Source organism: Corynebacterium sp. (genome assembly GCF_030535495.1).
Classification (GTDB): Bacteria; Actinomycetota; Actinomycetes; order Mycobacteriales; family Mycobacteriaceae; genus Corynebacterium.
In genome coordinates this window covers 1-18,872 of the sequence record NZ_JAUNRW010000006.1, presented here as the reverse complement: position 1 = coordinate 18,872, position 18,872 = coordinate 1, and the positions used below count along the sequence as shown (strand labels likewise).

At 68.0% G+C, this 18,872-nt stretch carries 18 protein-coding genes, 1 tRNA gene and 1 other RNA gene; 11 read left to right on the top strand and 9 right to left on the bottom strand.

Going from position 1 to position 18,872, the window contains the following annotated elements:
• The first annotated feature begins 182 nt into the window (after positions 1-182).
• Together Q4F73_RS01625 and Q4F73_RS01620 are read left to right on the top strand one after the other, a co-directional pair.
• Positions 183-1,253 (top strand): DUF2786 domain-containing protein, encoded by a 1,071-nt coding sequence (locus Q4F73_RS01625; RefSeq protein WP_303357602.1) that lies wholly within the window; start codon positions 183-185, stop codon positions 1,251-1,253.
• Between the two features lie 68 nt (positions 1,254-1,321).
• Entirely contained in the window at positions 1,322-3,196 is a 1,875-nt protein-coding gene (locus Q4F73_RS01620; RefSeq protein ID WP_303357601.1) for a CYTH and CHAD domain-containing protein, read from the top strand.
• A 78-nt stretch (positions 3,197-3,274) separates the two neighbouring features.
• Here the strand turns inward: Q4F73_RS01620 and Q4F73_RS01615 are convergent, their stop codons facing one another.
• Positions 3,275-3,490, bottom strand: coding sequence for a hypothetical protein (locus Q4F73_RS01615; protein WP_303357600.1), 216 nt, complete (start codon positions 3,488-3,490; stop codon positions 3,275-3,277).
• 116 nt (positions 3,491-3,606) lie between these two features.
• Between Q4F73_RS01615 and Q4F73_RS01610 the strand changes: the two genes are divergently transcribed.
• Positions 3,607-4,884, top strand: coding sequence for a galactokinase family protein (locus Q4F73_RS01610; RefSeq protein ID WP_303357599.1), 1,278 nt, complete (start codon positions 3,607-3,609; stop codon positions 4,882-4,884).
• Between the two features lie 9 nt (positions 4,885-4,893).
• Positions 4,894-5,490, top strand: coding sequence for a DJ-1/PfpI family protein (locus tag Q4F73_RS01605; protein WP_303357598.1), 597 nt, complete (start codon positions 4,894-4,896; stop codon positions 5,488-5,490).
• On the opposite strand, the gene Q4F73_RS01600 is transcribed toward Q4F73_RS01605, so the two are convergent.
• The 6 genes from Q4F73_RS01600 to Q4F73_RS01575 all read right to left on the bottom strand — a co-directional run bounded on the left by Q4F73_RS01600 (position 5,487) and on the right by Q4F73_RS01575 (position 11,507).
• A complete protein-coding gene (locus tag Q4F73_RS01600; RefSeq protein ID WP_303357597.1) occupies positions 5,487-6,884 on the bottom strand; it encodes an RNB domain-containing ribonuclease in 1,398 nt (465 codons plus the stop codon). The genes Q4F73_RS01605 and Q4F73_RS01600 overlap by 4 nt on opposite strands.
• A 34-nt stretch (positions 6,885-6,918) precedes the next feature.
• Positions 6,919-7,968, bottom strand: a complete 1,050-nt coding sequence (locus tag Q4F73_RS01595; RefSeq protein WP_303357629.1) for an alpha/beta fold hydrolase — start codon at positions 7,966-7,968, stop codon at positions 6,919-6,921.
• Positions 7,969-8,043: 75 nt separating this feature from the next.
• Positions 8,044-8,444: RNase P RNA component class A (gene rnpB, locus Q4F73_RS01590), an RNA gene on the bottom strand.
• 32 nt (positions 8,445-8,476) lie between these two features.
• Positions 8,477-9,640, bottom strand: a complete 1,164-nt coding sequence (locus Q4F73_RS01585; protein ID WP_303357596.1) for a bifunctional RNase H/acid phosphatase — start codon at positions 9,638-9,640, stop codon at positions 8,477-8,479.
• Positions 9,640-10,362: a zinc ribbon domain-containing protein gene (locus tag Q4F73_RS01580; protein ID WP_303357595.1), complete on the bottom strand. Its 723-nt coding sequence runs from the start codon at positions 10,360-10,362 to the stop codon at positions 9,640-9,642. Before Q4F73_RS01580 ends, Q4F73_RS01585 begins: the two co-directional genes overlap by 1 nt.
• A gap of 11 nt (positions 10,363-10,373) precedes the next feature.
• The gene (locus Q4F73_RS01575; RefSeq protein WP_303357594.1) at positions 10,374-11,507 is read right to left on the bottom strand and encodes a Nif3-like dinuclear metal center hexameric protein; all 1,134 of its coding nucleotides are present in this window, start codon (positions 11,505-11,507) and stop codon (positions 10,374-10,376) included.
• 44 nt (positions 11,508-11,551) lie between these two features.
• Between Q4F73_RS01575 and Q4F73_RS01570 the strand changes: the two genes are divergently transcribed.
• The 6 genes from Q4F73_RS01570 (at position 11,552) to Q4F73_RS01545 (ending at position 15,863) form a co-directional block, all read left to right on the top strand.
• Positions 11,552-12,208, top strand: a complete 657-nt coding sequence (locus tag Q4F73_RS01570) for an HAD hydrolase-like protein (RefSeq protein WP_303357593.1) — start codon at positions 11,552-11,554, stop codon at positions 12,206-12,208.
• Positions 12,183-12,695, top strand: coding sequence for a low molecular weight protein-tyrosine-phosphatase (locus Q4F73_RS01565; RefSeq protein WP_303357592.1), 513 nt, complete (start codon positions 12,183-12,185; stop codon positions 12,693-12,695). The genes Q4F73_RS01570 and Q4F73_RS01565 overlap by 26 nt, the downstream gene beginning before the upstream one ends.
• A gap of 25 nt (positions 12,696-12,720) precedes the next feature.
• On the top strand, positions 12,721-13,683 hold the full coding sequence (locus Q4F73_RS01560) for an SURF1 family protein (RefSeq protein ID WP_303357591.1): 963 nt from the start codon (positions 12,721-12,723) through the stop codon (positions 13,681-13,683).
• A gap of 45 nt (positions 13,684-13,728) precedes the next feature.
• The gene (locus Q4F73_RS01555; RefSeq protein ID WP_303357590.1) at positions 13,729-14,448 is read left to right on the top strand and encodes a hypothetical protein; all 720 of its coding nucleotides are present in this window, start codon (positions 13,729-13,731) and stop codon (positions 14,446-14,448) included.
• A 5-nt stretch (positions 14,449-14,453) separates the two neighbouring features.
• Positions 14,454-15,059: a hypothetical protein gene (locus Q4F73_RS01550; protein ID WP_303357589.1), complete on the top strand. Its 606-nt coding sequence runs from the start codon at positions 14,454-14,456 to the stop codon at positions 15,057-15,059.
• Between the two features lie 543 nt (positions 15,060-15,602).
• Positions 15,603-15,863 carry a hypothetical protein gene (locus tag Q4F73_RS01545; protein WP_303357588.1) on the top strand — a complete coding sequence of 87 codons (261 nt, stop codon included), beginning with the start codon at positions 15,603-15,605 and terminating at the stop codon, positions 15,861-15,863.
• Between the two features lie 202 nt (positions 15,864-16,065).
• Here the strand turns inward: Q4F73_RS01545 and Q4F73_RS01540 are convergent.
• Both Q4F73_RS01540 and Q4F73_RS01535 read right to left on the bottom strand, forming a co-directional pair.
• Positions 16,066-16,141, bottom strand: a tRNA-Val gene (locus Q4F73_RS01540).
• A gap of 62 nt (positions 16,142-16,203) precedes the next feature.
• Positions 16,204-16,629 carry a DUF3052 domain-containing protein gene (locus Q4F73_RS01535; RefSeq protein ID WP_303357587.1) on the bottom strand — a complete coding sequence of 142 codons (426 nt, stop codon included), beginning with the start codon at positions 16,627-16,629 and terminating at the stop codon, positions 16,204-16,206.
• A 385-nt stretch (positions 16,630-17,014) separates the two neighbouring features.
• Between Q4F73_RS01535 and aceE the strand changes: the two genes are divergently transcribed.
• Positions 17,015-18,872: pyruvate dehydrogenase (acetyl-transferring), homodimeric type (aceE, locus tag Q4F73_RS01530; protein WP_303357586.1), on the top strand; the 1,858-nt coding region annotated here is incomplete at its 3' end.

Below are 18,872 nucleotides of genomic sequence, written 5' to 3'. Positions count from 1 at the left end.
AATTGCGCGCCGGACACGGCCGTCCGGGGAACGGTGAATGCGCAGCCGACGGGGGTGCCGCAATGTCAGGGTAAGAGCAGTTCAGACGACGTCTACGTGACGTCGGGGGTGGCCATGTCCGGGGCAGGTGATCTACTGCTTGCGAACCACCCAATCGAACACTCATTCCCCAGGAGATGGACATGCACACACCCCACTTTCCCGTCGACGTCGACCCCTTCCGCCACAGTGCCCTCACGGTGATGCTCACCGATCGGATCCTGAGTCTGGCCCGCGACGGATGGACACCCGAGGACTTCCGCCACATCACCGGTCCCCGGATCAACCGGTATCTGCGCACCGCCCTCAAGCAGGCCACGGCCGCAGCACCCGAGCGGGTGGCCGCAGCCTGGCTGCGGCAGTGCCGCCCACCTACCCGGCGCGACCGGCAGGATGCTCCGCTCGCCGAGATGCAGGCTCTGTTGGGAGTACTCAATGGCCTGCCCCCACTGCAGGGGGCGGAGGATCTCACGGATCTGAGCTCGCTGCGTGCTGCCGCCGGTGAGGATGCGGCGACGCCGGAGCAGCGCAAGGCCCGGGAGCGGATCAGTGGACTGCTCGCCAAGGCCGAATCGACCACCTTCGCCCACGAGGCGGAATCGCTGGTGGCCAAGGCGCAGCAGCTGCGCCAGCGCTACCGCATCGACACGCTCGATCCCCTCGCCGCGGATGTGCCCGGCAATGTGGTCGCCCTCCGCATCCATCTCACCGCGCCGTGGGTCCGATTCCAGCACCTGCTCTTGGGCAGCATTGCGGCGGCCAACTCCTGCCGGGCGGTCCTGGTGACCCCGGTGGATATCGCCACCCTGGTCGGCCATCCCGATGATGTCCTCCACACCGCCGAGCTGTTCGCCAGCCTCAACCGGCAACGGGACTATTTCATGCGCACCTCGCCGGGGGCAGCCACCGCCGCCGCCCGGGGTGAAACCTCTGCGTACCGCCGATCCTTCCTCCAGAGTTACGCCCACCGCATCGGCGATCTGCTCACCGAGGCCACCGCATCGACGGAGACCAGCCCGCAGGAGCGGACGAGCGTGCTGCCGGTCCTGGCGCGGCGCAGTGAGGTCACCGAGCACGCCTTCTCCGAGATGTTTCCGGGCACCACCCCCATGTCCCTGGGGCATCGCTTTCACGCACCGGGTGCCACCGACGGTATTCGGGCGGCCGAACGTTCCCACCTGGGACCGGAGCGGACGGCCGTGGGCCAGGCCTGACAACGGTAGATTGGAGGAAACAGATCACACCTCCCTTTTCACCGGCAGCCACCCAGGAGGGTTCACCCATGTCCACCAGCACATTCCTCGAAGTTGAGGCCAAGTTCGCCGTCCCGGACACCGCCGTTGTCCCGGATCTCACCCGCTTGGAGGGCGTCGATGCCATCGCTTCGACCAAGACCCACCGGCTCTCCGCCATCTACTACGACACCGCGGACCTCAGGCTGACGCGCTCGAAGATCACGCTGCGCCGCCGTGAGGGCGGGGATGATGACGGCTGGCACATCAAGCTCCCGGGTGTCGGCGGGCGCCTGGAGATCCACGCCCCGCTGGGTGAGATGGTCAACGGCCGCTACGAGGTGCCGGAGGACATTCAGGCCCAGGTCCGCGCCCTGGTGCGCCGCGAGGATCTCCACCCCATCGCGCAGGTGGACAATGAGCGCGTGCTGTCCACCCTGGCGTCCGCCGACGGCACCCCGATGGCCGAGTTCTGCGACGACCATGTCTCCGCGTGGTCTCTGCTGCAGGGCGGCGCGCACACCTCCTGGCGGGAATGGGAGATCGAGCTCGCCGGGGACAACCCGGCCACCACCGTGGGCAACCCGCTCCTGCAGTCCGCCTCGCAGGTCCTGGTCAGCGCCGGAGCCCGCATGTCCACGTCCCCGTCGAAGCTCGCCATGGCGCTCGGCGACTCCGGATCCGCCGCACCTCTGCCGCCCTTCCTCGTCGACGCCGATGTGGATCCGGACTCCCCTGCCGCCGCCGTCATCGCCGCGCTGAAGCTCAACCGCGACAAGCTGCACGAGTTTGACCCGAAGGTGCGCCGCGACGAGTGGGATTCCGTCCACCAGATGCGCGTGGCCACCCGTGAGCTGCGCAGCCACATGGAGACCTTCAACGGCATCCTCGGCGGCGAAGAGCTGGAGTACATCGAGTCGGAACTCAAACTGCTCGCCGGCATGCTCGGGCACGCCCGCGATGCGGAGGTCGTCGAGGAGCGTTTCCTGCGCCTGCTCGACTCGGAGGATTCCGACGTCCTCGACGAGACCACCCGGGAGCACCTGCGCCACGACATGGGCGAGGAGTATCGCCGCGCGCACCGGCGCGTGGTCGCCACCCTCAACTCCGACCGCTATCTCGACCTGCTCGATGCCATTGACGCCCTCCTCGCCGATCCGCCGGTGGCCGGGGCCCACGCCTACGTGCCCGCCCCGCAGGAGGAGGAGCCGGAGCCGGTCACCGAGGAGGAGGCTGCCGCCGACCTGGAGATGGTCGCCGAAGGCGGGGCCGGTCAGCCGGTGGTCGAGGTAGCCACCGACGGCGTGGACCCGGAGGAGGACACCACCGAGGAAGAAGCCGACATGGTGGCCGAAGGTGGCCCCGAGGACGTAGAGCTTCCTCCGGAGGCCCAGGTGCGGCACGCCCAGACCCCAGAGGAGGTCGAGCAGATTCTCTCGGAGCATCTGGAGGAGGCCTACAAGAAGCTCATGAAGCGCCACAAGAAGGCCGTGAGCAACTGGGACAACCGCGAGTTGACGCTGCATGAGCGCGAGGAGTACTTCCACGACATGCGCAAATCCGCCAAGAAGCTGCGCTATGCGGCGGAGGCGGTGGGTGCCGCCACCCAGTTGAAGACGAAGCGTCTCTACAACGCGTGTAAGGCCATGCAGTCCAGCCTCGGGGATTTCCAGGATGCGGTGACCTCCCGGGACAAGCTGGTGCAAATGGCGACCGCGGCCGGTCGCCGGGGTGAGAACACCTTCGGTTACGGCCTGCTCTACCAGCGCGAGCGGGCGACCGGGCTGAAGTCCCTGGAGGACTACGCGGATGAGGTCAAGGCCATCAAGGCGGCCTACGCGCGTCTCATGGATTCCGTGGAGGACAACCGCCGGAAGGAACAGAAGAAGGCGAAGAAGTCCGCCGAGAAGTCCCGGAAGAAGTAGCCCCCACGAGCACACAGGCCCCGCCCCTCGGTCTCACACCGGGGGCGGGGCCTGTGGCCGAACGGATAAAGGGTGGTCCTACTTCTGGTCCCAGGAGGCCGGCTCGCCCCAGTCGTCCTCGGCCTTGTCCTCGGCATCCGCGGTGGCGTTGCGGGCGGCGGCGCGCTCGAGTGCTCCGGCCGCCTCCTCGCGGGTGTCATAGGGGCCCATGCGGTCGTCCCAGGAGCCTTCCTTGCCCTGGGTGACCTCTCCGGTCGAGGGGTCGAAGTACCACTTGAGATCTTCGGCGTCCATGCTGTCCTCCTTCTACAGGATCGGGGTAGGTGTCAGCGCCCAGGCTACCCGTGCTCGGCGGCCCACGGCGCGGACTAAGGTGGGGACAGTCACAAACGTTAAGGAGTCAGAACATCATGCCCCTGTGGCCCGTCAACGAGGTGCCCGCTACCCAGCGCGTCATCACCGCCCACCTGGACCGGACCGGCCAGCAGCCCCACCATGTGGCGCATGCCCCGGCGACGTGGCTGCTCCTGGGCGAGCATGTCGATCACTCCGGGGGTGTCGTCCTGGCGGCGCTCGCCGAGCAGGAGGTGGCGGTGGCGTTGTCACCGCGGGTCGACGACCTGGTCGCGGTCACGATGATCAGCACCACCCCCACCGGCACGGAGGAGGTCACCGATGAGGTGAGCATGGGTGTCATCGCCGATATGGCGGCCGCCCGCCAACCGGTCATCGATGAGCGCGGTCGCCCGGAGAATCCCCCGGCCGCTGACGGTGGTCTGGCGGTGGAGCTGGCGGGCATCGTGTGGGCGCTGATCAACCGTCAGCTGCTGTCCCGCGACACCGGTGGGCTTGATGTCACCGTCGTCAGCGACATCCCGGAAGGGGCCGGTCTCGGCGATGAGGCGGCCCGTGGGGTCGCTTTCGCTCTGGCTCTGCTGGGTGAGGCCGAGGACCGCGATGACGCCCCCGTCCGCGCCCGCCTCGCAGAGGTGTGCTCCCAGGCCGCGGAGATGTTCTCCCCGGTTCCGCCGCTGCGCGCCCGCTACACGGCGGCGCTGCGCGGAGAAGCGGATGCGGTGTCGGTCATCGACTACGCCGACGGATCCGTCACGCAGGCACCCCACCCGCAGTCCGGCGACCTGGAGTTCTGTGCGGTCGCGGTGGGGCATGCGCGGGTGGACCACGCAGCTGACATCATCCGTCGCCGTCGCTTCGTGGAGGAGGCCTGCCGGGCCTTCGGCACCGAGTCCCTGCGCCTGCTGCCCGATGCCTCGCAGCGCGTCATCGAGTGGCTGAGCGCCGTGCACAAGGTCCACGGGACGCAGGACACCCCGGAGATCGCCGAGGCCGCGGCCTGGCTGAACTTCGAGGAGCGGGAGATCGCCCGCGCCCAGCAGGTCGCCCGGGCGTTGCGGGCCCGTCGGACCGATGACCTCTGGCCGCTGCTCGCGCAGTCGCAGTCGGGGCTGACCGGCCCCTACGGCCTGCCGGGCTCCGAGGCGCTGGTGCAGCTGTGCCTGGCGCGGGGTGCACTGGGGGCCCGCGCGGCCTCCGCGGGGAATGTCGAGGCGGTCATCGTCGGTGTCGACAGCCGCCGCGCCGCCTCCTTCACCCGGGATCTCGCGGCGGATGGTCTGGACGTCATCCGCCTGGGCCGGGGCCGGGTCGCCGACGTCCACGAAGGCTGATCCCGGCGCATGAGCACCGTCGCGCTCTACGCCTGCGACACGATGGTGGAGGTGGCGTTCGGGCATCTCGTCGGCGCGCTCACCCTCTTCCCGGACGCCCACCTGGTGGTTGTCGCTGAGACCAGCGCTGAGGTGAGCACCTGCGGGGGCCTGCATCTGCGCCCCACGCACACCCTTGACCAGCTGAATCACGCGAACATCGACATGTTGGTGCTGCCCGGCGGCAGCACGTGGGATAGCGGTCACGAGGCGGTCCTCGACCTTGCGGCCGAGCGCCTGGCCGCGGAACGCCCCGTCGCCGCGATCGGCGGCGCCACCCGGGGGCTGGCCCGGCGCAGGCTTCTCGACGCCCGCATCCACACCAGCAACAGCCCCGAGTTCCTGGCCGCCGGTGGTTACGGCGGCGCCCGGCACTATGAGGCCGCCCGCGTGGTCGTCGACGGTGCCCTCATCACCGCCCCCGACAGCAGCCCGCTGGAGTTCACCCGGGAGATCCTCCTGGTGGCCGACCTTCTCAGCCCATCTGCCGCCGAGGCCTGGTACCAGGGGTATGTCACCGGTCAGCCGGAGTGGTTCGCGCGCCTCGAGGTGCTCCTCGAGGGTTAATCCGCCGGCCAGGCGAAGGTGACCTCGCGGGCATCGACATCGGCGGTCACCAGCGACACGCGGGTCGTGGTGCCCTGCGGCGGGCTGCCCACGGTGTCGCCCAGCACGGGTGGCTCGGAGACGAAGATCCGGGCGCGGTTGCGCTCGGCGTCGGAGGTGAGCACCACCGCGTCGAAGTTGTGGCCCACCCAGGGGGCGAGCACCGTCGCCTCGGTGAGGTCCAGGCTGGCGCGGTCGACGCTGTTGGCCAGGGCGGAGGTGCGCTGCATGATCTCGACGACCTCGTCGGCACGCGAGGTCACCCACTCCGGGACCGGCGTGCCCGCGCAGATCGCCAGGCAGTACTCGGTGGCGAAGCGGTCGATGAGGCGGCGCAGCGGGGCGGTGACGTGCGAGTAGTAGCCGCCGATGCCGGAGTGCACCTCGGGTTCCCCGGTGGCCAGGCTGACGTACCCGGAGCCGCGCAGCAGCTTCTGTGCCTCGCGCATGATCGCCATGCCGCGGGCCTCGGTGGCGTCGACGGACTGGAGGAATTCGCCGATCTCGCGGTCGTCGGCAAGCTCGTAACCCAGGGCGCGGGCCTCCGCGCGGAAGATGTCCTCCGCCTCGGCTGTGGCCGGGCCCAGGGTGCGCAGCAGACCGGCCCCGTGATCGACCATGAGGATGCCGGCGCACATGCCGGTGAGCAGGGAGATCTCGGAGTTCCAGTCCATGACCTCGTGGCGGGGTTCGACGATGAGCTCGTAGGTGCCGTCGTCAAGCGAGCGGACGCGCTGGGACGGCAGCCGGAGGTTGATGGCGTGGCGCCGCAGCGCCGAGGCCTCGCGGAGGCGGCCGACGTCCGGGAGCAGCTCGATGGAGGGGTGCAGGCTGCCAGCGAGGTAGTCCTCGTGCACCCCGTCGTAGTCGAGGCGGGCGCAGGAGCGGGCCAGCACGCGCTCGACGTGGAAGTGCTCCACCTCCCCGGCCGCATCCAGGTCGAAGGTCCACAGGACGGCGGGGCGGTCGACGTCGGGAAGCAGGGACCCGGCGTCCTCGGACAGCTCCTCCGGGTGCAGGCGGGCGGGCTCATCCGGCAGGTAGATCGTCTGCCCGCGGCGCAGGGACTCGGCCTCCAGCGCACTGCCCGGAACGACGAACGCCGCGACATCGGCGATGGCGTAGTGGACACGGAAGCCGTCCCCGCGGCGTTCGATGTGCACCGCCTGATCGAGGTCCATGGAACCGACTGGGTCGATGGTCACCAGCTTGAGGTGCCGCACATCCCGCCGTTGCTCGGCGAAACGGTCGGTGGCCGCCGCGGCGGCGGCATGCAGGTCCGGGGAAAAGTCGGTGGGGACGTCGAATTCCTCGGCGATCCCACGGAAGTTGAGGGGCGCGGCGTACAGCTTCATGACGCCCCATTGTTCCACATCCCGCGCCCCCGACTCAGGACTTAAACAGCTCCTCAAGATGCCGGTCGACCTGCTGCATGTACTCCGGGACGAAGCCGACGATCGCGAAATGTCCGGCCACATCGTCGATGACGCGCAACTCCGCGCCGGGGATGAGTGCGGCCTCGTCCGCGCAGTCCCGGACCGTGAAGAACATGTCCTCGCTGATGGGCATGACGAACACCTTCGCCTGGATGCGGCCCAGCGCGGCGGCGAGGTCGCCGTCGGTGTGCCGGGCCACGTCACCGTGCTGCCACTTGCGGCCCATGACCATGAGCGAATTGGGATCGACCACCGCGAACGTCGGCTCGAGGAACTCCTCCACGGCCTGGTCGCGGGACTCCAGGTCGAGGTGACGCCAGGCCTCGGTCTTCCACCACTGCGTGGACAGGCCCATGATGCCCCACACCCGGGCGTGGCGGTGCAGCCCCTCGCGTACGTCGGTGTTGCTGGCGTACTCGCCGTTGTTGAAGCCGGGGTCGGAGGTGACGGCGTCGAGAAGCACCTGGGTGAACAGGAAGTCGTGCGGGGTGTTGCGGGCCGTGCCGGCGATCGGCGCGGCGCGGTGGACACGGTCGGGGAAACGCACCGCCCACTCATAGGCCTGTTGCGCACCCATGGAAGCCCCCACCACGGCGAACAGTTCGGTGATGCCGAAATGCTCCCTCAGCAGCCTCTCCTGGGCCACGACATCGTCGCCGATGGTGACGAAGGGGAACTTCGACATGGCGATGGTTGGGTCAGCGGTGGTGTGCGGGGAGGTCGACAGGCCGTTGCCGATCTGGTTGACGATGACGATGAAGTACTTCGCGGGATCGAGCGCGTGCCCCTCGCCGATGTAGGTGTCCACCCAGGCCTGATGGGTTCCGGTGAACCAGGTGGGCAGGAGGATGGCGTTGTCGCGGGCGTCATTGAGTTCACCGCGGGTGACCACGGCCAGCTCGCAGTCCTCGATGACCTCGCCGGACTCCAGCTCGAGGCGGCCGATGCTGATCATCTCCCAGGGGCCCTGGACCTCTGGCGTGTAAAAGGGGTTGTGATACAAGGTGTTCTCCGCCCGGACGATAGGAATGTGACTGGCCACATATCCTACGCGCCGGGGCATGCTGGCAAGCGGGGGCGAATGAGCCGGCGTGTAAGCCGGATTCTGTGCCCGTGAGGGCGGTGATCATCCATCTGGGTCGGCCATCGCTGACCGCCTCAAGCAGCTACCTTCGGACTCGGGCGAGCAGCCCTCGAACGTCCGATCCGGTCTGCGACGTGGCAGACCATGATGCCTTGCTCCCGGTGGGGTTTACCTGGCCGGGACAGTCACCTGCCCCGCCGGTGCGCTCTTACCGCACCCTTTCACCCTTACCCGGCTCGAAGAACCGGGCGGTTTACTTTCTGTTGCACTGGCCCGCGGGTCGCCCCGGGTTGCCGTTAGCAACCACCGTGCTCGGTGGAGTCCGGACTTTCCTCGACGCCCTCCTGCCCCGATGAACGAGGTGGTGAGGTCGCCGCGATCACCCGGCCGACTCATTCGCGAAGCTCCACCTTACTCCGCGCTCACCTCAAGCGGAAGAGTGCAGGTGAGAGGTGTCGTTGAACTGGCGCAGGCAGGAACCAACACGGGCCTGCGGATCGCCGAAGAACTCCACGACGCTGAAGGAGGCCAGGTCGAGGAACATCCGCGAGACCACGTGGGGGCCGGCATCGATCGCCTGACGCACGAAGGACTTGATCGGTGAGACGTGGCTGACCACCAGGATGGTTTTCCCCGGGTGCCGTTCCTGCAGGTCGCGGCGCACGGCGCGGATCCGGCTGTGCAGCTTCTGCAGGGATTCTCCCTCGGGTGGGGCGATGCTGGGATCGGCCAGCCATTCATCGTGCAGGTCGGGATCGAGGGCGTGCGCCTGGTCGAAGGTCTTGCCCTCCCAGGCCCCGAAGTCCTGCTCGATGAGCTCGTCGATGACCTCCACCGTCAGGCCCAACTTATCGGCGGCCGCGGTCGCCGTCTGCACGCAGCGGCGCAGGGGGGAGGAGACGATGAGGTCGATCCCGCCGCGCTCGCCGAGCGCCTGGGCGGCCGCCCGCGCCTGCTGGAGGCCCAGGTCCGTGAGCTCCGGATCGGAGTGCCCGGAGTACTGCTTCGCCGCGGACATCGCCGTCTGCCCGTGGCGCAGCAGGATGAAACGGGTCGGGGTGGAGGTAGCACCGGTCCAGTGCGCGGGGGAACCCACCTGCGAACCGGGGGCAGGGTCCGCCGCCGCCGCCGACTCCGCCTTCGTCCCCCCGGCGATGCCCGGCTGCGCGCCGGCGGCCGCGGCATCCATGGCCTGGTTGGACAGGGCGTCGGCCACGGAGTTCTTGGCACGCGCCACCCAGGTGAAGGTGACCGAATCGAAGGACTCCATCACTCCGCGGGCCTCGCGGGCGAGAGCCTGCATGTCGGGGTGCTTGATCTTCCAGCGCCCGCTCATCTGCTCGACGACGAGCTTGGAGTCCATGTACACCTCGACGCTGCGCGCCCCAAGGTCACGGGCGGCCTCGAGGCCGCGCAGCATGCCGTGGTACTCGGCGACGTTGTTGGTCGCCTTCGTGCCGACGACGTAGACGACATCGCGCAGCACGGTCGAACCGTCGGCGGCGTAGACCACGGCACCGGAACCGGCGACCCCCGGGTTGCCCCGGGAGCCGCCGTCGGCGTAGACGATCACATGCTCGTGGGAGCCCACTAGACCTGCTTCCGGATGAGGTAGGTGCCGCACTCGGGGCACTGCGGCAGTTCGTCGGCCGGGGCGCGGTTGATGCGCTGCTGGTCGAGTCCGGAGAGCACGATGTAGCAGCCGCCGCAGGTTCGGCCGTTGAAGTCGGCGGCGCCGACATCGGAGTCGTTCTTCTGCGCGTCATACTCGGCCACGACGGTCTCCGGGAGCTGGGAGCGCAGGTCCGCGATGTGGGACTGAGGGTCCTGGACGTTGGCGGCGGCCTCGTTGGCGGCGTCGGCGGAACGGCGGGCGGCCTCCACCTGGCGGGCGATCTCATCGCATTTCGCGCCGTGGTTGTCGCGGTTGTTGCGCAGCGCGTGGATCTGGTTGTGGCACTCGGTCAGCTCGCCCATGAGGTCGGCGATGCGCGACTTCGCGGAGTAGCGGTCGTGCTCGAGGTCGCGGCGTCGATCGGGGTCGGTCTCGGCGCTGAGCTGGGCCTTGTCGTCGGCGGAGCGCTTGCGCAGCTTGCGCTCGTCCTCCTGGATGCGGAGGATCTCGGCCTCCATGTCGTCGACGGCCATCTGCGCCGCGGCCGAGGCGTTGAGCATGCGCTGCTGCTCCTTGAGCAGGCGGTCGAGTTCCTGCTGCTCCGGGGTGACAAAGGCCCGGTCGCCCACCACGTCGAGGGATCGTTCGGTATTGGCCAGCTCCAGCAGGATGGCCTGCTGCATCGGGTCGAGTTTCATGTCTGTTCTTTCTACTCGCTTGGGTGGGCGGACAGGGTCCAGGGGTCGGTACGGAGGTCAATGACATGCGTATCGACGCCCGCCTTCTCCCCCACTATCTCAGCAGCCTGGGAGGTCCAGGGGAATTCGCTGGCCCAGTGGGCGGTGTCGATGACGGGTGGTCCCCCGGCGCGCAGGTACTCGTCGACGGGGTGGTGGCGCAGGTCGGAGGTGACGTAGACGTCGACCCCGAGGCCGCGGACGGCGTCGAGGAAGCTGTCGCCGGAGCCGGAGCTCACGGCCACCGTGCGCACCGTGGCGTCCGGGTCACCGGCGGCGCGCACGCCCCAGGCGGTGGCGGGCAGGGCGTTCGCGACCTGCTGGGTGAACTCCCGCAGGGTCATGGGTTCCGGCAGCTCGCCGACCCGTCCCAGACCGTAGGCCTCGTCGACCTCGGAGGTGTCCGGCATCTCGACGATGTCGAAGGCCGGTTCCTCGTAGGGGTGGGCGGTGCGGAGGATGCCGATAAGCTCCCGGCGCAGTCGGGCCGGGGCGACGAACTCGACGCGGATCTCGGCGGCCCGGTAGGTCTCGCCGACCTCCCCGTCGGTGGGGTCCGCGCCCGGCTCGGGAGTGAACTGCCCGGTGCCCTCGAGTTCGAAGGCGCAGTCGCGGTAGTTGCCGATCTGCCCGGCGCCGGCGTCGAAAAGCGCCTTCTTGACGGTCTCGGCGGCAGCGGGCGGGACATAGACACCCCACTTGTCCACCGCGGCGCCGGACTTCGGCAGGATCGGGCGTCCGGGGGTGATGCCGACGAGCTCGGCGAGCCGGTCATTGACGCCGGGGCGGGCGGAATCGGCGTTGGTGTGGGCGGCGAACAGCGCCACGCCCCCGCGGATGAGGGTGTGGATGACCCTGCCCTTCGGGGTGTTCGCGGCCACGGAGGTCACCCCGCGCATGAGCAGAGGGTGGTGGACGACGAGCATCTGTGCGCCGTTGCGCACTGCTTCCTCGGCGACGGCCTGGGTGCAGTCCAGCGCAAAGGCGACCGTGTTCACCTCGTCGTCCGGATCACCGCAGATGAGACCAACCGCGTCCCAGCTCTCGGCCAGGGCGGGCGGGTAGGCGGATTCCAGGATCGCAGAAATGTCACCGACGGTAGTCATGGCCCCCAAGTGTAGACGCCCGGATGTGTGGCACATTGGGGGCCGTGAGCATTCTTCTTCTCGACGTCGACGGCACCCTCATCGATTCCCTCCCCGGTATCCGGGGCGGGCTCCTGCACACCCTCGACACCCTCGGCTGGCCGCATCCGCCGCAGGAGTTCCAGGAGCGGATCGCCGGTCCCCCGATGGAGGTGACACTGCAGTCCCTGGGGATGAGTCCCGCGCAGGCACAGGAGGGGCTGCAGATCTACCTCGAGTACACCCGCGCCGGCGGGTGGGGCAACGCCACCTCCTTCCCCGACATGCTCGACCTGGTGCGGACGTGGAAGGAGCAGGGACTGACGATCGCCACCGCCACCTCCAAGGGAGAGACCTTCGCGCGGCAGATCCTCGAGCGCGAAGGCTTCCTGGAGCACATCGACTTCCTCGGGGCCGCCCAGGAGGATGGCCCGCGGCGCGGGAAGTCCGCGGTCATCGACCACGTGCTCTCCTCCACCGGGTGGTCGCCGGAAACGCACGATATCCTCATGGTCGGTGATCGCTCCCACGACATCGAGGGGGCGGCCGCACACGGTATTGATACAGTGGCCGTCGCATGGGGTTACGGAACCCCGCAGGAGTGGGCGCGCGCCGCCCACACGGCCCACACACCCCAGGATCTGGAAGGGATCGTCCATGACTGGCACGCCGCACGAGGATGAGCGCTATCACGTCGATTTCGTCTGCACCGGCAACATCTGCCGCTCGCCGATGGCTGAGGTGATCTTCCACGACGCCGTCGAAGCCGCCGGCCTCAACGAGCACGTCCGCGTCTCCTCCTGCGGCATCGGCGGGTGGCACGTGGGCAACGGTGCTGATCGCCGCGCCGTCGCCGAGCTGCGGGCCGCCGGCCACGACGGCTCCGACCACATCGCCTCTCAGTTCGGCCCCGACGACCAGGCCGCCGACATCCTCGTCGCCCTGGACACCGGCCACGTCTCCGAGCTCATCGCGCGCGGGGTGTCCGAGGACAAGATCCGCCTGCTGCGCAGCTTCGACCCGCAGGCCCCGGAGCAGGCCTCCGTCGCCGACCCCTACTACGGCGGCCCGGAGGGTTTCGTGGAGACCCGTCAGCAGATCGAGGCCGCCGTCGACGGCATGCTCGAGCACGTTCGCCAGGCGCTGCAGGTGGGCTCCCGAACCCCCTAGACAGGCCCTGTACACTGAACTTTCGATGGATACGACGGACGCACCACGGCAGCGCTACGGCAGCAGGCACAGTACGGGCAAGAAGGGTCTGCTGACCTTTCTCAAGCCCGGCTGGATCATCATGGTCCTGCTCATCATCGCGTTCTCGTATGTCGCCTTCACCTTCCTGGCGCCCTGGCAGTTGGGTAAGGACGACGCCATCGTCCACCGCAACAATCAGATCGACGCCGCCTTCCGCGCCGACCCGGTCCCCGTCACCGAGGTCTTCGGCTCCGGCGGCGAGCTGGCCGCCGACGATGAATGGCGGCGCGTCACCCTGCAGGGTGAGTACCTCCCCGGTGATGAGGTGCTGCTGCGCATGCGCCCCGTCGACTCCTCCCCCGCCTTCCACGCACTGACCCCCTTCCGCCTGACCACGGGTGAGACCTTCCTGGTCAACCGCGGTTTCACCGTGCCCATCGACGGCAACATCCCGGACATGACCGATGCCCCGACCGGGGAGATCACCATCCAGGGCCACGCCCGCCTCAACGAGTTCGCCCCCACCACCGCCCCCATGGAGGACCAAGGCTACCGGCAGGTCTACGGCATCCACACCCAGCAGGTCTCGGAGGTGGTCGGCGTGCCCCTGGCGCGCGACTACGTGCAGCTTTCCGACGGCCAGCCGGGTGAACTCAACGCCATCCCGGTGCCCAAGCTCGACCGCGGTTCGCATCTGTCCTACGGCTTCCAGTGGATCGCCTTCGGCATCATGGCCCCGCTCGGCCTGGGGTACTTCATCTGGGCCGAGCTACGCGAGCGCCGTCGCGTGCGCGAGGAGTCGCAGGAACTGGGAGACACCCCCGCCGCCGAGGCTGGCGACACTGACGACACCGCCGACACCGCACCCGCGACCGAGACGCAGGACACACCCCGCCGGGCCCGCTACGGCGACGCCCACCCTGACCACTACGAACGTTTCGCGAAGCGCGAACGCGAGCGCTTCTGACTATGGTGGGGTCACGCACCCCGACTAGTTTCCGTGGGAGACACCATGGGTTTCTGGAATCGCTTACTCGGATCCGGCGCTGACCGGCTGATCGACGCCCGCGCGGTGGGTACCGCCGCGCCCCGTCGCTGGCGCACCCCGGAGCCCACCCAACTGAGCTGTGATCCCCGCGAGGCCGCGCAGGTGCTGCTGCTGGCGCTCGACAACGCTGCCGGCTTCGGCTTCCATCCGGTCCGCGAGATCACGGTCGATGACATCGACTTCGACTTCTACAACGGCGCCCAGGGTTTCCGCCTCGAGCACCTCAGCGCGCTGCTGCGCCTGTCCGCGGATGACGGCACGCCGCTGTTCCCGCGCTCGGTCGTCTTCGACCCGGAGTGCGTCAACTCCAATGATTCCTATGCCGAGTTGCTGCGGGAGATCGCTGCTGCTGCCGGCACCGGCGAGCGCTTCAGTCAGGTGCACTGTGACCTGCACTTCGGCCCTGATTTCGCGGACAACCCGGTCGGCGAGCTGAGGTATCTCAGGGACGGTGAGCCGGTGCACCTGGATGTGGCCGTCGAGGGGGAATGGGCGGACCCGGATGTGGTGCGCCAGCTCTTCGAGGACGCCGCCCCGGACGGGTACCGCTGGGTGTCCACCGGTGATTACGGTGTCCACGTCTGGGTCGCCGACGAGCATGCGGCGGAGGTCGCCCGCCTTCTCGCCTCCGAGGACACGGCCGCGGAGGCCCGCCTGGCCGGGCGCCTCCACGAGGAGCGCTGAGCGCGGTGGGTCTGTGGCAGCGCCTGTTCCGGAACCCGCCGACGCCGGAACCGGTGGAGACCACCGAGGACGATCAGCTCGAGCGCCATCTGGTACTCCTCGCCGAGCACGGCTTCACGCCCCGCGGGGCGGTGGAGGTCGATGACAACGATGCTTATCGACGTCGCCCCCTCACCACCCTGCTCACCAGCACCGCGGACGGCCGCCCGCTGTTTCCCCGCGTGTTCATCGACGCCGATGAACTCTCCCGGACCACCGCCGTGGCGCTGCCGGGCTTCGTCCTGGCCGCCGCCGAGCACGCCGGCACGGGTGCTGAGGTCCACGGTGTGCGCGTGATGTGTGATCCGAAGTCCACCAGCACCGGCAGCCTGCGCCTGACCCGCGGGTGGGACGTGGTCGACCATTCCTTCGACCTCGGCGAGGCCGGCGATGAGGTGGTGGAGGACGCGATCCTCCAGTCGGTGGCCCCGCAAGGCCACGACGCCTTCACCTTTTACGCGCAGCCGGACCTGACCCCTGTCACCCTGTGGTTGGGCAGCGGGACCGATGATTCCCTCATCGACGCCCTGCTTGCCGAAAACGCCGAGGTGGCTGAGGCTGCCGAGGCATGACGAAGGCCACCTCCCTTGGATGGGAGGTGGCCTTCAACGTGACAATGGTGCGCTCTGAAGGGCTCGAACCGCCGACCTATTGGGTGTAAGACAAACGGAGCGCTCGCACGGCCACATCACACCCGATACGGCGACGAACGTTCACGCAGTTCACGCGCTAAAAACGGCGTTGCCTACATCTCGGAACATTCGGCCCAATGTGACCCCCGTGTGGTCCCACGGCCATCACACCGCCCGCAGGTGACGACCAACCCCCGGCCGGTGACGCCACACACCCGAGACCAACCACAGCACCAGCGCGCCGGGGGCCCACTCATCCCCGCGCCCACGACTGCCACAGCGACTTCAGATCCACCGCGCGCACCCTGACGACAGGCCAGCGGCATTTTTGAACCCTCCCGCAACGCGTTACGTAACGAGTACCGCAATTCCGATCAACGGAGATGGCGTCAACTACAGTGGTGAACTAAGTCCAGAACCCAGGCCGTTCTATTTTTGGTGATTCGTCAGAGAGAAGGTGTGATGGCCAGCAAAGCGCCCTCAATGGCTGCCATTGACCCGGACGCCCGCGCAGTGATCGACGACTCCTGGCCGCACCTCGAGGACAGTTGGCGCGAGACGATCACCTCCGAGTGCACCTCCGGAGAAGAGCACTGGGCAGCCGAACATGCTCTCCAAGGTTCGCTGCTATCAGGGCACATTCCGAGCAACGGCGCCCTAGAGGCGGCCAAGAGAATCGCCGACGACATCGGCGGCCCATATCAGGCACGGATTTACCACTGGCTCGATAAGCTAGACATCTAGGCAACTCGAAGCCCCGGCCCCGGCCCCCACCTGACTACATTTCCATCCGGCGCGCCGGCCACCTCCTACCAGCTCCCCGCCGCGGGAAGACGGTGGGAGGTTCCGCGTCTCCGAGATTTCCCCGTGTGGTCCCAGTGTGTTCCGAGACGAAACCAGGGCCACACACCGAAACCGGAAAAGTGGCCCTGACCTTTACTTATAGTGGTGCGCTCTGACGGGCTCGAACCGCCGACCTATTGGGTGTAAACCAATTGCTCTTCCAGCTGAGCTAAGAGCGCGGAAACCCGTCGAACGGGTCAGGTCAGACTAGCACGGGCCACGGGCGGGCCCGCAACATGGCCTACTTCTGTCCGCGGGCCTCGAGGCAGGATCCCTGCCAGGCGCCGAGACGGGTCGCGGTGGTCTGGACCAGGCCGGCGAGTTGCGCGGACTCGGAGATCTCACCCGGGGCGATGGTGCCAGGCTTGCCGGCGCCGGGAGTCAGCAACCAGATGCGGCCGTTTTCCGCGAGGGGGCGCAGGGAGTCGACGAGACCGTCGACCAGATCCCCGTCCTCACCGCGCCACCACAAAAGGACGACGTCGCAGAGTTCATCGGTGTCTTCATCGAGAAGCTCCTCCCCGATGACATCCTCGACGGCCTCCGAGATGGCCGAGTCACAATCCTCATCCCATCCGACTTCCTGGACGATCATCCCCGACTTGATGCCGAGAATCTGTGCGTAGTCCTGGGCGTTCTTGTTCACCACGCCCGGAGCGTCCACCACTGCGTTCTTCCTCCTTGTGCACGGCCCACCCCCGTATGGGATCGGCCTTCTATAGGTACTGGTAGGCAGGATACAAGGTGTTCCCACGAATGTCCTGGTTTCCCCTTATCCGGCGGCGCGGCCCGGGCACCCCACCGCACGGGGGTGAGTGGGCGCAATTAACAACAGCGCGCTGTGACCACGCACACAGAGCGGGGACGTGGGGAAACGGGGTGTCGATAAGCGGGGACGATAACGCAAGCCTGCTTCACAAAGTTTGCAGGAGGCCCGATAAACCTTGGCCAATGAAAACACGTATCCTGGAAGCCGACATTCGGGCCCGAACGGAACACCTTGCCGGCGGGCCCGATGCCCCACCTCACCACCCCACAAATGGAGGCTCACCATGGCAGATGACCTGAACGCGAACGGCGGCCCGGGCAGCTCCCACTATCCGGCGATCCGCGACGGCGTCGCTTCGTACCTCAACGACTCCGATCCGGAGGAGACCCAGGAGTGGATGGATTCCCTCGACGGCCTGCTCGAGGAGAAGGACCCGGCGCGTGCGCGTTTCCTCATGCTGCGCATGCTCGAGCGCGCCACCCTCAAGCACGTTCCGCTGCCGAGCCTGACCTCCACGGACTTCGTCAACACCATCCCCACGACGATGGAGCCCGATTTCCCGGGCGATGAGGAAATTGAGAAGCGATTCCGCCGCTGGATGCGCTGGAACGCCGCCATGATGGTCCACCGCGCGCAGCGTCCGGGCATCGGGGTGGGTGGCCACATCTCCACCTACGCCTCCGCCGCCCCGCTCTACGAGGTCGGCTTCAACCACTTCTGGCGCGGCAAGGATCACCCGGGCGGCGGCGACCAGATCTTCTTCCAGGGCCACGCCTCCCCCGGCATCTACGCCCGCGCCTTCCTCGAGGGGCGCCTGTCCGAGGACGACCTCGACGGCTTCCGCCAGGAGGTTTCCCGCGGTGAGGGCAACGGCATCCCCTCCTACCCGCACCCGCACGGCATGCCGGACTTCTGGGAGTTCCCCACCGTCTCCATGGGCCTGGGCCCGATGGATGCGATCTACCAGGCCCGATTCAACCGCTACCTGCACAACCGCGGCATCAAGGACACCTCCGAGCAGCACGTGTGGGCCTTCCTCGGTGACGGCGAGATGGATGAGCCGGAGTCCCGCGGCCTCATCCAGCACGCGGCATTGAACAACCTGGACAACCTCACCTTCGTGGTCAACTGCAACCTGCAGCGCCTCGACGGCCCCGTCCGCGGCAACACCCAGATCATCCAGGAGCTGGAGTCCTTCTTCCGCGGTGCCGGCTGGTCCGTCATCAAGGTCATCTGGGGCCGCGAGTGGGATGCGCTGCTGGAGAAGGACGAGTCCGGCGCCCTGGTCAACGTCATGAACACCACCCCGGACGGTGACTACCAGACCTTCAAGGCCAACGACGGCGCGTATGTCCGCGAGCACTTCTTCGGCCGCGACGAGCGCACCGCCAAGCTCGTCGAGGACATGACCGACGAGGAGATCTGGGCCCTGCCGCGCGGTGGCCACGACTACCGCAAGGTGTACGCCGCCTACAAGCGCGCGCTGGAGACGAAGGACCGCCCGACGGTCATCCTGGCGTTCACCATCAAGGGCTACGGCCTGGGCCACAACTTCGAGGGCCGCAACGCGACCCACCAGATGAAGAAGCTCGCCGCCGAGGACCTCAAGGCCTTCCGCGACAAGCAGTCCATCCCGATCCCGGACGAGGTCCTCGAGGCCGATCCGTACCTGCCGCCGTACTACCACCCCGGTGATGATTCCCCGGAGATCAAGTACATGAAGGAGCGTCGCGCGGAGCTGGGCGGTTACGTCCCGGAGCGTCGCCAGAGCTACACCCCGATCCAGGTGCCGGACATCGACAAGTTGCGCAGCGTGCGCAAGGGTTCCGGCAAGCAGGAGGTCGCCTCCACCATGGCGCTCGTGCGTGCCTTCAAGGAGCTCATGCGCGACAAGGAGCTCGGCCGCCGCGTCGTGCCCATCATCCCGGATGAGGCCCGCACCTTCGGCCTCGACTCCTGGTTCCCCACCCTGAAGATCTACAACCCGCACGGCCAGAACTACGTGCCGGTCGACCATGACCTCATGCTCTCCTACCGCGAGTCCACCGAGGGCCAGATCCTGCACGAGGGCATCAACGAGGCCGGTTCCGTCGCCTCCTTCATGGCCGCCGGTTCCTCCTACGCCACCCACGGCGAGGCGA